This is a genomic window from Shewanella intestini, from assembly GCF_018221465.1.
GTDB classification, from domain to species: Bacteria; Pseudomonadota; Gammaproteobacteria; order Enterobacterales; family Shewanellaceae; genus Shewanella; species Shewanella intestini.
Map to the genome: position 1 here is coordinate 613895 of NZ_JAAIKR010000001.1, position 14289 is coordinate 628183.

Genomic DNA, 14289 nt, shown 5'->3' on the forward strand with positions numbered 1-14289 from the left:
TCCAAGTAATGGATAACCGCCAACAAAGTGAATCTCATATGACATTAACCAACAATCCTACCCAAGCGGTGTTAGATGCCAATATTTGTCGTCATTTAACCCATGCCGCTATTCACCATCCCCACGAGTTAGCCGTTGCGGTGCAGCAAGCAACAACTCAAGGCGACTATCAATACCATGAATTAGATTTTGCCCAATTAGAGCATCAATCAAATGTAATCGCCCATGGATTAAACCAATTTGGGATTCACAAAGGCATGAAAGCGGTGCTGATGGTCACGCCAAGCATTGCGTTTTTTTCGTTAACGTTTGCATTGTTTAAAGCCGGCATTGTACCGATCTTAGTTGACCCTGGTATGGGGATCAAAAATCTCAAGCAATGCTTTGCCGAATCAGAGCCCGATGCCTTTATTGGCATTCCTAAAGCACATATTGCTCGGCGCATATTAGGCTGGGGTAAAGGCAGTGTCACTAAAGTGATAAATGTCGGTGGTGGTGCTGTGCAGCGCTGGTTAAGCGGCGCGATCAGTTTAGAATCGATAGTGGCATTAGGTGAGGCAGTGCTAGCACAGGTTGAGATTGACGCGAATGAACCAAGCTACCCGATGACTTATTTAGCGGCTCAGCAAATGGCAGCGATTTTATTTACCAGCGGCAGCACGGGTACACCCAAAGGCGTGGTTTATAGTCATAGTATGTTTGAAGGGCAAATTAATGCCTTACGCGAAGACTACGCGATTAAACCCGGCGAGCGCGATTTAGCCACGTTCCCGTTATTTTCATTGTTTGGCCCAGCATTAGGTATGGCATCTATTGTGCCTGACATGGATGCCAGTAAACCGATTACTGCAAAACCTGAGCACTTATTTGCCGCCATTGAAAAGTATCAATGTAGCAATATGTTTGTTAACCCAGCATTGCTTGACCGTTTAGGCCAAGCTGGGGTTAATGGCGCGCAGGCAGGGCATAAATTAACCTCAATTAAACGGGTCATTTCAGCTGGTGCACCGGCAACCATCGCATCAATTGAGTTATTTAGCCAAATGCTTAATCAAGATGTTGAAGTGTTTAACTCTTATGGCGCAACAGAGTCATTACCCATTAGTATGATTGGCAGTAATGCCTTAATGGATACCGTGTCATTAACTGACAGTGGTGCAGGCATTTGTGTGGGGCAACCCATTGCCGGTGTAAAGGTTGATATCATTGCCATTGATGATGGCCAAGTTAACACATGGTCAAAGGCAAAGACGCTGGCTCAAGGCGAAATTGGTGAGATTGTTGTCAGCAGTCCAATGGCAAGCCAAGCCTATTATCAGCGTCCTAAAGCCACTGAAATGGCAAAAATTGCTGACGGCGATATTATGCGTCATCGTATGGGTGATGTGGGTTATATAGATGACATTGGCAGATTATGGATGTGCGGCCGTAAAGGCCATTTAGTGGATGGCCTTGTCACCACAGCCCAAGGCGGTACACAAAAGCAAGTGAGTAAGCGCTTTTTTTCAATCCCTTGTGAACGAATTTATAATACCCATCCGCAAGTTAAACGCTCGGCATTAGTGGGCGTTAACGTTAATGGTCAAACCCTGCCATTAGTGTGTATTGAATTAACTCACCCTAACAGTTGCCGCGATGCGAAAAGCTTGTACCAACAACTTATTGCCCTTGGCCAAGCACATGACATTACCACGGGCATTGAGCGCTTTTTAATTCATCCAGACTTTCCGGTAGATGTAAGACATAACGCTAAAATCTTCCGTGAGAAACTCGCTGTGTGGGCCCAAAAACAATGGAAAGAATGTTAATGCAGCAGATAACACTGAACCAAATGACTGCGCTTGAGCAACAAACCTTAATTGCGCTTAAGCAAAAGCTATCAAAAGTGCTAGTAACAGGTGCGGGCGGTTTTTTAGGTAAAGCCATTTGTGAGCGCTTATTAGCTGCTGGCATTGATGTTGTTGGTTTAGCACGGGGGCATTATCCGCAATTGACGCAGTTAGGTGTTGAGATGCACCAAGGTGATATTAGTCAGCTAGCCGATGTTGAGCAGGCCATGATAGGTTGTGATGCGGTGTTCCATGTGGCTTCTAAAGCCGGTGTCTGGGGCTCGAAACAAAGCTATTACTCACCTAATGTTGATGGCGCTAAAAATATCATCGCTGCGTGTAAAACATTGGGCGTTGAGTATTTAGTTTATACCAGCACCCCAAGCGTGACCTTTGCCGGTGTAGATGAAAATGGCATTGATGAATCAGCGCCTTATGCCAGTGAATATTTAAACTATTACGCCGAGTCAAAAGCCATTGCAGAGCAACTGATGCTTAAGGCCAATAACGACACGTTAAAAGTCACGGCGCTGCGTCCCCATTTAATCTGGGGGCCAAACGATCCGCATTTAGTCCCAAGAGTGATTGCCAGAGCTCAGGCTGGTAGGCTTAAGTTGGTAGGAAAACAAGATAAATTGGTTGATACCATTTATGTTGATAATGCCGCTTTTGGTCACCTTCAAGCTGCACTTGAGTTAACGCAACAGGCAAAATGTGCCGGTAAAGCCTACTTTTTAAGTAATGATGAGCCGATTACTATGGCGCAGATGCTCAACCGCATTCTTGCTTGTAAAGGTTTGCCGCAAGTGAATAAACGTGTGCCGGCTAAGTTGGCTTACGCTGTCGGTAGTCTGCTTGAAACTGTGTATCGTTTAGCAGGTAAACAACAAGAGCCCATTATGACGCGCTTTGTGGCTAAGCAATTATCAACTAGCCATTATTTTAATATCAGCGCTGCCAAAACCGATTTTGGATACCAAGCTATTGTATCAATAGAACAGGGGATGGAGAGGCTTGCTAAGTCATTGCAAGCAAGCGAATAGTCTTTTAATTCCCAAACAAAACCACAGCCTTATGTTAATGATAAGACTGCATGTCAGTTAAATTAACTTGCGACAGTTCATTAAACGGCGTTTGATAATAAGGTGTTTAACCTTTTAGTAACAAACGCTATGATAAAGCGCCTATTAAATAATAAGAGCTTGTCTAATGAGCCTGAAAAACATTGCCAAATGGGGTAAGCGCAGCCTTATCCTCAGTTGTAGTTTAGTTATCGTTGGGTTAATTGGACTGTACGTCAGCATTAGTTTAAGTTTGCCCAAGCTCAGCGCACACTATAAAACCAACGCTATTAGTAAAGATATGCGCATTGAACGTGACCAGTTAGGCACGGCAATCATCAGTGCCGAAAATCGTTTAGATGCCGCTTATGGTTTAGGTTATGCCCACGGACAAGATCGATTTTTTCAGATGGATTTGCTGCGCCGTAATGCGGCTGGGGAATTATCTGAACTGTTTGGTGACAAAGCACTTGAGCTGGATAAATCACGTCGATTCCACCAGTTACGTCAACGTGCTAAAGCCATCGTAGACACGCTTCCAGCAGCTGATAAAGCCATACTCGTTCACTATCGCAACGGCGTGAATGCGGCGTTACAAGCACAAATACTCCCTTCGTTTGAATATTTATTTACCAACAATCGCCCGCAACCGTGGCAACTGGATGACAGTTTGTTGGTGATTTACAGCATGTACTTAGACCTGCAAGGGAATACCTTAAAGCGAGACTTAACCTTAACTCAATTGCAGCTTGAGTTTGGTCAGCCAATGGTGAATTTTATTCTGCAGCCAAGCCCATACCAAGCGGCACTTGATGGCAGTGAGTTTGAGTTACAACCGCATGCCATTCCGGCTTTAACTGCATCGCAAATTGCTCAAGCTAAAGTGAGTACTATCAAAATGCCTCAAGAAGTGGGTAGTAATAATTGGGCGGTAACTGACAAATTAACCCATAACGGTCATGCGATGGTGTCAGATGACATGCATTTATCCTTTTCGGTGCCCATTATTTGGTACCGAGCTCAGTTAAATTACCTCAGCGACTCCCTAACCAATACCACGTCCTCAACAAACCATGTCCAAGTTACGGGGGTGAGTTTGCCCGGTACGCCCGCCATTGTGGTTGGCAGTAATAACTATGTCGCATGGGGATTCACCAACGCTTATATTGATACTGCAGACTGGGTGAATGTTGACGGTGAAGCGACAACCATCATAAAAGAGCCGATTAACGCCAAAACCACGACATATATTTATGAGTTAGAAATGTCCGCTGTTGGGCCTGTGCGCCAAATTGATGGTCATAAGTACGCGTTATCTTGGGTTGGCCATCAAGATTATGCCGTGGATATGTCACTGTTAAAGCTTGAGCAGGCAAAAGATGTGCAACAAGTAAAACAATGGGTGAGTGAATTTGGTATGCCAGTTCAAAATATTGTCGCCGCGGATAAGTCTGGTGCCATTATGTGGACACTGGCTGGGGCGATAAGTCGCCGAGATGACCCTAGCGACATTGCCGTGGATCTTAAACAATACCAGCAACAAGATTGGCAACAGTTAACCACACATATCCCTTATCAAATAAACCCCAGTTCACAGCGCATTTGGACGGCAAACTCGCGAGTAGTGTCGACACAAGATAATCAACGCTTGGGTGATGGTGGGTATGCTTTAGGGGCAAGGGCGCAGCAAATACAGCAAGCGATGTTTAGCCAGCAGCGTTTTAACGAACACGATTTTTATCAACTGCAACTAGACAATCAAGCCACATTTCTATTGCCATGGCATCGGTTTTTAGTGACTCAGCTTGAACAACATAGTGACACGATGAGAGAAGACTTACGTTATTTACGCCAATGGCAACAATGTGCTTGTGCCGATTCCGTTGGTTACACCTTAGTGCGCCACTTTAGACAAACGTTACTTGAACAAGTGTTTGCACCGCTTGAAACGGCATTGCAAGCCCACCAACTGAGTTTGTCGCCAGTGATGCGCTATTTAGAGCCTGCGATTTGGCAGTTGTTAGCACAGCAGCCACAAGATTGGCTTCCCAATGATGTTAGCAGTTGGGAGCAACTTAGCTTAAATGCTTATCAAGCAAGTAAAACCAAGTTACTCAAGCAACATAGTAGTAACGGACAATTACGCGACTTAGCGTGGGGTAAAGTTAACGCGTTGACGGTGCAACATCCGTTTTCAAAGTCGATGCCGCTATTAAGCCATTGGTTAGACATGCCCACCCAAGCAGGTTTTGGCGATACATTTATGCCAGCGGTACAGGGCAAAAGTTTCGGTGCGTCGCAGCGTTTTATTGTGCAACCAGGATTAGAAAAAAACGCCATTTTAACTTTACCAGGCGGACAGTCTGGGCATCCGTTATCGGATTTTTATCGCAGTGGTTTTGAGCAATATGTTAAACAGCAGCACACACCACTCTTGCCAGGGCATGTATTGCATACGCTAAGTTTTCAGGCGCAATAAGCTTGTGAAGCAACACGCTACTACGCTGATTTGTACGATGCGTGGTTAACGATTTTTTACGTTTTTGGTATGAGTGGGTGAGTGGTTTTAGCCTGCAACGTTAATGTAATGGTGACGTATCTGGCGGTAACAAAATGATTGTAACAATGTTTTTACAAATAGAGGGGTGATTATTTAACCACGAAAACTTGGTTATTGGCACTGCAACGGTATGTTGTTTACACAACGTAAAATAACAAGATTAAGTTGAGTCAATCCAATGAGCATGGAATCTAAAACACTACCGTCGTCTGCAGCCGAACACGCTGAATTACCTGTCTATAACAAGTTACACGCGTCAACATTAGCCATTCATGGTGGGCACCAAGCCAATGAGCATGGCGCATTAGTGACACCTTTGCATCAAAGTGCCACCTTTGCATTTGATAATGCTGAGCAAGGTGGTGCGCGTTTTGCCGGCGATCAGCCAGGTTATATTTACACCCGCTTAGGGAATCCCACCACCGCAGAGTTAGAACGTAAAATGGCATTGCTTGAAGGCGCAGAAGACGCCGCCGCTACTGCATCTGGTATGGCAGCGGTATCAAGTGCTTTGCTGACTCATTTGCAAGCAGGCGACCATATTGTGGCGTCAAACGCGATTTACGGCTGCAGTTTTGCATTAATAACCACCCAATTAAATAGACTTGGGATCCGCAGCACCTTGGTTGACTTTAATAATATGCCAGCCGTTACTGCTGCAATTGAGCCAACAACCAAGGTGATCTTTTGTGAAACCCCGGTTAATCCTCACCTTGATGTATTTGATATCCGCGCGATTGTCGCAATAGCAAAGCAATATGATCTTGTGTCTATTGTTGATAACACCTTTATGACGCCATTACTGCAACAGCCATTAGCTTTAGGCGTTGACATGGTGATTCACAGTGCAACTAAGTATCTAAATGGCCACGGTGATGTCATCGCAGGCATCGTTTGCGGTAATCGCGAGCATATGACCCGCTTAAAATATGAAATATTGAAGGACTTTGGCGGGGTGATTTCGCCCCACGATGCATGGTTAATTCTGCGCGGGATGAAGACCTTAGATGTGCGTTTACAACGTCACTGCGATAACGCCGAACAGCTCGCACAATATTTACAAGCCAACCAAGCGATTGCTAAGGTGTTTTATCCTGCGTTGAGCTCTCATCAGGGGCATCGGTTTATTGGCCGCCAAATGAAACGGGCTGGCGGCGTATTAGCATTTGAATTAATAGGTGATTTACAGCATGCAATTGATTTTGTTAACCGTTTAACCTTACTCACTATTGCAGTGAGTCTAGGTGATGCTGAAACGCTTATCCAACATCCCGCATCGATGACACATTCGCCATATACGCCACAAGCACGCGCGGAGGCTGGCATAAGTGATAATCTGTTAAGAATTTCAGTGGGACTTGAAGATATCAACGATATTATTGCAGATATTGAGCAAGCACTGGTTTGATTAAATTCAACAACGGCCGCACAAGTTGATTAATCAACTTGTGACAATCGTGAAATTTGAAGGTTTTAATCTACCGAGATGTCAAGGAAAATAAGTAAAAAATTGAGCTAGTGATTGGTTTCTAACGCTTTTGGGTGGTGGTTATCGTCACTTTTAAAATGGCTATGCTATGCTTCCTTTAATTAATATTTTGAATAAATAACAGAGTAAAGGACACGACATGAAAGTAGTTATTCCCGTCGCCGGATTAGGTACAAGGATGTTACCTGCTACAAAAGCCATTCCTAAAGAGATGCTGCCATTAGTGGACAAACCGCTTATTCAATACATTGTTGATGAATGTGTGAGTGCGGGAGTGACTGAAATAGTGTTAGTAACTCATGCCAGTAAAAATGCCATTGAAAACCACTTTGATGTGTCTTATGAACTAGAAACCACCCTTGAAAAACGGGTAAAACGGCAATTACTGCATGAAGTAAAATCTATTTGCCCTAAAAATGTCACCATCATGCATGTGCGTCAAGGTGAAGCAAAAGGGTTAGGCCATGCGGTATTGTGTGCCAAACCTTGTATTGGTGATAGTCCGTTTGCGGTGGTGTTGCCAGACGTGATATTAGACAGTTATAGCGCCGATCAACGCACTGAAAACTTAGCGTCCATGATCAGCAGATATAAAGCCGCTCAAGCAAGTCAAATTATGGTAGCACCTGTGGCCCAAGAAGAGGTGAATAAATACGGTATTGCTGATTGCGCGGGTGAAGATTTACTACCAGGGCATTCAACGAAAATTGTTAAAATGGTTGAAAAGCCAAAAGTGGAAGATGCGCCTTCAAATCTCGCTGTGGTAGGGCGTTATGTCTTATCGGCCAAAGTGTGGGACTTATTAGCTAAGACCATGCCCGGTGCTGGAGATGAAATTCAGCTTACAGATGCTATTGATATGCTGATTGAATCTGATGAAGTTGAAGCCTTTAATATGACCGGAAAGTCACACGATTGTGGCGACAAAATGGGTTATATGAAAGCCTTTGTCGAATACGGACTGCATGACCCTAAATTGGGTGATAGCTTTAAAAAAGAATTGATTGCATTGCTAGAGCAAAACTAATTTGTTGAACTAACTGTGCGACTTAAATACCAAACCGCAGCAATATTTTTTGCTGCGGTTTTAGTTTGCTAACCCCTCTAAACGATTAAGGTTGCTAGATAGCTTTGCCTTTAAGCAGCTTACGCATCCACATTCTATTCGGGCTTAATAGCGTTTGTAACGTCATTCCTAAAGGTGATAATTCGCCTGTCATCATGGCGGCTAATGACTCAGCGACTAATGGTGCAGAGCTAATGCCGCGTGAACCAAATCCACCAAGGACATACAACTGTTGATAATGCGGCGCGATATTTTGTTGCCAATATTTCGGTGACTGTTGCCATTGTAGTAATTGACGTTGTTGCTGAAAACGAACGTGCATTGGCGCAACATTTGCCATGGCGCCCATCACTGGAAAATGATCGCGACTGACCATACGCACCTCAACACGGACTTGATTATCGTTTTATTGCTAAAGAATCTGGCTTAATCGAATATAAAAACAATTTATCTACTTTAATGATAGCGAATAATATATAAGGGCTGTTAACGTAAATAGCACTTGTATAACACCGAAAAAACATTGTTTAGGCACTGCAGTTGGACAAAATGTCCTATGATGCTGAAATTAACGCCAATTGCAGTATTGCATGTTTCCCATAAAATTATTTTTTTGAGCCTTATCTAAAGTTAATTCGTTATTGATCGCTGACTTTATTGATTTCAGTAATATATGCAGCACTAATATAAGTCTATTGCATCTTGTGCGATAAATGTGCTGCCCATGTTGAGGGTCAAATGGTTAAATTAACGAAAACAAAACTTGCTGTAATCATATATGGCGTAATGTCTTGTCACAGTGCCTTTGCGGCCGATGATGTGTTTAAACTCGGTGAAATCGTAGTATCTGACGACACAGGCGTTAAAGATATTTCAATGAACAACTCAATTTCTGCTGAAAAAATTGCCATGATTGGGGCAAAGACAGTGGCGGATGCACTTGACTATGTTCCTGGCGTGCATGTTGCTCAGTCAAGTAAAGGCGAGAAATTTATAACCATTCAAGGTTTTGAGCAAGATAAAGTGCTTATTTTGCTTGATGGTGTGCCATATTATGAAACCAACTATGGTCAGCTCGATTTAAACCAAATTCCAGCCAATATCATTTCACGCATTGATGTGACTAAAGGCGCGTCGTCAGTGCTTTATGGTCCTAATGGTATGGGTGGTGTGGTCAATATTATTACTAAAAAAGGTCAAGAGGGCATAGGCGGTGAAGTCAATGCTTCTATTGGTCAAAATGGTAAAAGTCATCAATCTGCTTCAATAAGTATGGGCAAAAATGGATTTAGTTTGCTGGGTTCAGTTGAACACCAAAAACGTGATTCATACAGAATGTCTAACGATTTTGAACCTGTAGAGTCATATGTAAAAGACCACCATGGTCATCTTCCAAAACATCTTGTTGTAGAAGATGGCGGCGATCGTAACAACTCATCTTATGAATCTACCAATGTCTGGTTACGTGGTGGTTATACCAATGAGAACTCAGAATTCTTTGCCAGTGTGTTTAATTTAGATACAGAAAGAGGACTACCTTACAATACTCGCAATAACAAGGTATTCGATGATTTCTCAAGTTTTGCAAACATTTCAGAATATAAAGATAGTGGTATCGATTTAAGCGGTCGCCATAAAGTTAACGATTGGCTGCAATTTAGAGCTTTAGCGTATCACCATATGCATAAAGACAGTTATGAATCATTTGATACACCAGAAAAAAACGAAAAATTGGCTGTAAGCTCATTTAACGATTACACCACTGGTGGAACTGTATTTACAGACATGACACTAGCTGATTGGAACAGTTTAAGTTTATCTGTTAGTTATAAAAATGATGTCCATAAGAAGAAAAATGTCGCTTACTTTGATTCTAGTGATTCATATCCTTACAAACGTTCAGAACTTAATACGTTAAGTTTTGCTGCTGAAAACACCATGACCTTTGGTGGTTTGAATGTGGTCGCTGGCATTGCTTATCATGACCAAACGGTTAAAGAAGATGCAAAAGATAAACTTAAAACAGGTAGAGATGGTTCTGATACATTAGATCCAATGGTTGGTGTGAGCTACATCTTCGATAATGCAGGTATGCTTTACAGTTCGATTGCCCAAAAAACCCGTTTTGCAACCTTCTCTGAAATGTATGACGATACTGGCGCAAGACATGATCTAAAACCAGAACGCAATACTAGCTATACATTAGGTTGGAAAAATGATTTAGATATTGATTTACTTAATAATGTCGATATCAGTGTTTTCTATCATGATGTTACTGATAGAATTGAAGAAGTTTATATTCCTGATCCCACTGATCCACACGGAAAAATTCAGCTTAACCAAAATATTGGTAAAAGTGCAATGTATGGTATTGAGTTAAGCACTTCTAGCCAACTGTCAGAAAATGTAAGTTTCTCAATGAATTATAGTTATACCCATGCCCGTAATAAGAGTGATGGCCGTGAGTCTGATTATTTCCGTGATACGCCAGAAAATTCATTAACAGGTATCTTAAATTGGTATCAACCTTGGTTAGATATGGACAGTAACCTTCGTGTGCGCTATCGCACAGATGTGTTGATTAATGTTGATGATGACGAGTGGGAATCTGAGATGTTAACTGTCGATATTGGCTTGAAAAAGAACTTTACACCTGAATTAAGCGCATATTTCAATCTTAATAACTTACTTGATGAGTCTTTCTATCAAGGCTATGGTCAGCCTAATGAAGGTCGTTCATATGAAGTTGGATTAAAATATCGTTTCTAAGGGGCAACAATGCTAAACAGTCTTATTAAAACTGTTGTCATTGTGCTGTGTTTATCGACAAGTGTATTGGCGAGTCCAATACACTTAGTTGATGGGCAAGGTCGCTCAGTTGTGCTGCCAAAGCCAGCTGAGCGTATTGTGACGACCTTTACCCCTGCAAACTTATTTTCATTAAGTCTTGGTCTTGCAGATAAGTTAGTTGGTGTTGGCGGCAACGTTCAGTTTTCGCCTTTTTTAGTTAAAATGCTTGAAAATCAAAAACCTGTTTTTGTTGGCAGTCGCTCAGCAGGTAATAATCTTGAGTCCATCATAGGCTTACAGCCTGATCTAGTTTTAATTCATGGTAAAAAAGATGGTTATCGCTTAGCAGATCGCTTAGCTGGGTTAGGCATACCTTGTATTGTTATGCAGCCTGAATCGTTTGCCGAAGCCGATCAAGTCCTGCAATTGATTGCTAAAGCGACGGGAACTCAAGCGAAAGCCAAGGTTATTCAAACTGAAAATGCGCGCATTAAGAAAATAATTGAATCAAGGTTAGCAGGCTTAACAAAAGCTGAGCGGATTAAAGCTTATTACGTTAATAGTTCAGATTTATATCGCACAGCCAGTAAACAAATGTTTCAACATGAGTTAATGACCTTAGCTGGAGTGGATAATGTTGCAAAAGATATTGCTGGTTTTTATCCAAAAATAAACTCTGAACAATTAATGCTTTGGCAACCTCAGCTATTAATACGTGAAACGAATAATTCGACCAAGGTGGATGAACAATTAGCTGACACCTTAGTGTCTTCACTATCATCATTACCACAAATTCGCCTGCCTGCAGGGAGTTTTTGGGATATGCCATCACCAATGGCAACTATTGGTGCCTTATATATTGCGGCACATGCTTATCCTGAGCGTTTTAAGGATATAGACGTTGATGCTGAAACAGCCAATTACTATCGTGTTGCCTTTGGCAATGCTTGTTTGTCCCCAATGCAAGAGTCAGCAACATGTCCCTAGCTGTTAACACCGTCAAAGCGCCAAATATGCAAGCTAAAAAGCTTTATACAACTATCGGCTGGTTGATCATGGTGTTTATTGTCATCACCGTGGGAGTATTTGCGGGACGTTTTTCTATTTCAGTTACCGATGTGCTTAGTGCTTTTCAAAAACTGCCAAGCGTACTGTATGGCTTAATTAAAAACGGCACGGTTACAGATGAACTTAACCAAGCTGAGCGGGTGTTAATCTTAATCCGCTTTCCGCGTCTATTAACGGCACTTTTAGTTGGGGCAGGGCTTGCTGTTTCCGGTGCTGTTTATCAGGGCGTATTTCGTAATCCTTTGGTTTCACCTGATATTTTAGGTGTTGCGTCAGGTTGTATGTTTGGTGCTGCATTGGGATTACTTTTACCTGGTAGTGGCTGGTTCATGGTGCAAGCGCTGGCATTTATTTTTGGTTTGTCAGCGGCAACCGCAGCTATGTTGATGGCCAAACGCTTTGGTAGTAATAGTCTTTTACTCATGATCATGACAGGGATTATTGTTGGTTCATTATTTAGTGCAGGGCTGACGATGATGAAGGCACTCGCTGATCCATATGGTGAGCTTCCTGCAATTATATTTTGGCTTATGGGATCAATGTCTACCAGTAGTTGGAGTACGGTATTTCAATTAAGTGTTCCAGTTCTACTGGGGTATGGAGTCATTCATTCATTACGATATCGTCTCAATGTGCTCTGTCTTGGCGATCAGCAAAGCCAAAGTTTGGGCATTGAACCCGAAAAATTACGGTTAATCCTAATTATTATCAGCTCATTTATTGTCGCTTCTTGTGTGGCTACCGTAGGCCAAGTTGCGTGGATAGGTCTTGTTGTTCCTCACATGGTGCGCACTTTCACAGGCGCAAACAATATAAAATTAGTACCACTTGCAACCATTATAGGGGCGTTATTTTTACTATTAGCCGACTCTGTGGCTAGAGCAAGTCTTTCTATTGAAATTCCTATCGGCATCGTTACTTCTTTAGTCGGTGCGCCATTGTTTGCATTTTTACTCTTTCGCTTTAGACAGGGGGGTCATTACTAATGCTATCAGTTAAAAACCTTTGTTATAGCGTTGGCACCAAACAGCTAATTAAGGATCTTAGCTTTGAGCTTCATCCGGGAGAATTTTTGGCTATTTTAGGTGCTAATGGCGCAGGTAAAACCACGCTTATGCACTGCCTCGCTGGATTAAATAAACCAGATAGTGGCGAAGTTTTGCTTGGTAAACACAATATAAAATCCATGAATCGGATTGAAATTGCCCAGCAAATGGCCTTAGTTCCTCAGCAACAAGAAACCGCTTTTGCTTTTAGCGCTTTAGAAATGGTGGTTATGGGCAAGACGCCATATTTGTCAACTTTTGATTCGCCATCAGCACAAGATATTGAAGATGCCAGAAATGTCATGAAAATCTTGGATATTGGGGGCTTAGCAAAAAGTGATTATAACCATTTATCGGGAGGCGAGCGGCAATTAGTGTTGTTAGCGCGAGCCTTGCTGCAAAGTCAAAAGTTGCTATTGCTTGATGAGCCAACAAACCATCTTGATTATCGCAACCGCTTTCAAATTTTATCGCAAGTCAAACGCAGCTGTACTGAATCTAATACTGCGGTCGTTGCCATTTTGCATGACCCCAATCTAGCACAAATTTATGCTGATAAAGTTTTGTTGTTGGAACATGGCAAACTGCTGGATTTTGGTTGCAAACAAGATGTCATGACGGCTGAAAATATCAGTCGTTTGTATGGTCTGCCAATTACAGCTCATCCTATTGAGCAACAACAAATGTTTATGCCGCAAAATATATTGACGAACTCAAACAGTAAAATTGCGATTGTTACTGGTGAGAGTGGTTCTGGTAAAACAACGGCAATAACTGAATTAATCCAACACTGTTTAGATATCAATATCAAACCAAAAGGCATTTTGTGCCCAGGAAAAATAAAAGATGGGCTACGTAGCAGCAGCGAGATTATTAATATTGCGACACAAGAACGCTGTGAGTTTAGTAAGCGCATCGACAAATTAGATAGTTACACAAGTACCCGCTTTACATTCACTAAAGAGGGTATGGCATTAGGTAATAAAGCACTAGCGCCTGAAGAATATACCGATGGTGATGTTTGCATTATTGATGAAATTGGGCCAATGGAACTTGGTGCCAAAGGCTTCGGCACTCTTATTGCGCCGCTGCTCGCTGTTGATAATACGCGGCATATTTGGGTGGTTCGGCCTAATTTAGTCACCCAAGTTTGCCGTCATTGGTCTCTTAATAAGCCACTTGTTATCGACTGCAGAGATGAAGATATTCAACAAAAACTACTGAACTTTGTTACCCAATAAACTGGGTAGTCTAATTATAAAAACTCATGAAAGCGAAATCGTGTTATGGATTCAACCCAAGTAAAAAACACTAATCCGCCAAAGCATTTTTGGCTTGGATCATTATTGATTGTGGGATTATTGTGTGCGTGTGTTTCGC

10 protein-coding genes are annotated in these 14289 nt (G+C 42.2%); 9 read left to right on the top strand and 1 reads right to left on the bottom strand.

Annotation, left to right across the window (positions count from 1 at the left end):
- Nucleotides 1–38 precede the first annotated feature (38 nt).
- The 5 genes from oleC (at nt 39) to galU (ending at nt 7966) form a co-directional block, all read left to right on the top strand.
- Entirely contained in the window at nt 39–1808 is a 1770-nt protein-coding gene (gene oleC / locus G3R48_RS02660) for an olefin beta-lactone synthetase (RefSeq protein WP_153660574.1), read from the top strand.
- The gene (gene oleD, locus G3R48_RS02665; RefSeq protein WP_228497280.1) at nt 1808–2872 is read left to right on the top strand and encodes a 2-alkyl-3-oxoalkanoate reductase; all 1065 of its coding nucleotides are present in this window, start codon (nt 1808–1810) and stop codon (nt 2870–2872) included. Before oleC ends, oleD begins: the two co-directional genes overlap by 1 nt.
- Nucleotides 2873–3038: 166 nt before the next feature.
- Complete coding sequence (locus G3R48_RS02670; protein ID WP_153660569.1) at nt 3039–5369, top strand: penicillin acylase family protein; 2331 nt, start codon at nt 3039–3041, stop codon at nt 5367–5369.
- Between the two features lie 265 nt (nt 5370–5634).
- On the top strand, nt 5635–6858 hold the full coding sequence (locus G3R48_RS02675) for a trans-sulfuration enzyme family protein (protein ID WP_153662018.1): 1224 nt from the start codon (nt 5635–5637) through the stop codon (nt 6856–6858).
- Between the two features lie 220 nt (nt 6859–7078).
- Nucleotides 7079–7966 (top strand): UTP--glucose-1-phosphate uridylyltransferase GalU, encoded by an 888-nt coding sequence (galU, locus tag G3R48_RS02680; protein WP_153660567.1) that lies wholly within the window; start codon nt 7079–7081, stop codon nt 7964–7966.
- Between the two features lie 94 nt (nt 7967–8060).
- Here galU and G3R48_RS02685 read toward each other — a convergent pair whose 3' ends face one another.
- Nucleotides 8061–8381: a hypothetical protein gene (locus G3R48_RS02685; RefSeq protein WP_153660565.1), complete on the bottom strand. Its 321-nt coding sequence runs from the start codon at nt 8379–8381 to the stop codon at nt 8061–8063.
- Nucleotides 8382–8791: 410 nt separating this feature from the next.
- Between G3R48_RS02685 and G3R48_RS02690 the strand changes: the two genes are divergently transcribed.
- Genes G3R48_RS02690 through G3R48_RS02705 form a run of 4 tightly spaced genes read left to right on the top strand, consistent with a single transcriptional unit; the run spans nt 8792 to nt 14150 of the window.
- Nucleotides 8792–10774: a TonB-dependent receptor plug domain-containing protein gene (locus G3R48_RS02690; protein ID WP_228497278.1), complete on the top strand. Its 1983-nt coding sequence runs from the start codon at nt 8792–8794 to the stop codon at nt 10772–10774.
- A 9-nt stretch (nt 10775–10783) separates the two neighbouring features.
- Nucleotides 10784–11782 (top strand): ABC transporter substrate-binding protein, encoded by a 999-nt coding sequence (locus tag G3R48_RS02695; RefSeq protein ID WP_153660561.1) that lies wholly within the window; start codon nt 10784–10786, stop codon nt 11780–11782.
- Nucleotides 11773–12849 carry a FecCD family ABC transporter permease gene (locus G3R48_RS02700; protein ID WP_228497276.1) on the top strand — a complete coding sequence of 359 codons (1077 nt, stop codon included), beginning with the start codon at nt 11773–11775 and terminating at the stop codon, nt 12847–12849. The genes G3R48_RS02695 and G3R48_RS02700 overlap by 10 nt, the downstream gene beginning before the upstream one ends.
- Entirely contained in the window at nt 12849–14150 is a 1302-nt protein-coding gene (locus tag G3R48_RS02705) for an ATP-binding cassette domain-containing protein (RefSeq protein ID WP_153660559.1), read from the top strand. Before G3R48_RS02700 ends, G3R48_RS02705 begins: the two co-directional genes overlap by 1 nt.
- The last annotated feature ends 139 nt before the right edge of the window (nt 14151–14289 follow it).

Bases quoted from the DNA above. Each gene is read 5' to 3' on its own strand.
- G3R48_RS02705 (WP_153660559.1), top strand. From the start codon at position 12,849: ATGCTATCAGTTAAAAACCTTTGTTATAGCGTTGGCACCAAACAGCTA.
- galU (WP_153660567.1), top strand. From the start codon at position 7,079: ATGAAAGTAGTTATTCCCGTCGCCGGATTAGGTACAAGGATGTTACCT.
- G3R48_RS02670 (WP_153660569.1), top strand. From the start codon at position 3,039: ATGAGCCTGAAAAACATTGCCAAATGGGGTAAGCGCAGCCTTATCCTC.
- G3R48_RS02675 (WP_153662018.1), top strand. From the start codon at position 5,635: ATGGAATCTAAAACACTACCGTCGTCTGCAGCCGAACACGCTGAATTA.
- G3R48_RS02695 (WP_153660561.1), top strand. From the start codon at position 10,784: ATGCTAAACAGTCTTATTAAAACTGTTGTCATTGTGCTGTGTTTATCG.
- oleD (WP_228497280.1), top strand. From the start codon at position 1,808: ATGCAGCAGATAACACTGAACCAAATGACTGCGCTTGAGCAACAAACC.
- G3R48_RS02700 (WP_228497276.1), top strand. From the start codon at position 11,773: ATGTCCCTAGCTGTTAACACCGTCAAAGCGCCAAATATGCAAGCTAAA.
- oleC (WP_153660574.1), top strand. From the start codon at position 39: ATGACATTAACCAACAATCCTACCCAAGCGGTGTTAGATGCCAATATT.
- G3R48_RS02690 (WP_228497278.1), top strand. From the start codon at position 8,792: ATGTCTTGTCACAGTGCCTTTGCGGCCGATGATGTGTTTAAACTCGGT.
- G3R48_RS02685 (WP_153660565.1), bottom strand. From the start codon at position 8,381: ATGGTCAGTCGCGATCATTTTCCAGTGATGGGCGCCATGGCAAATGTT.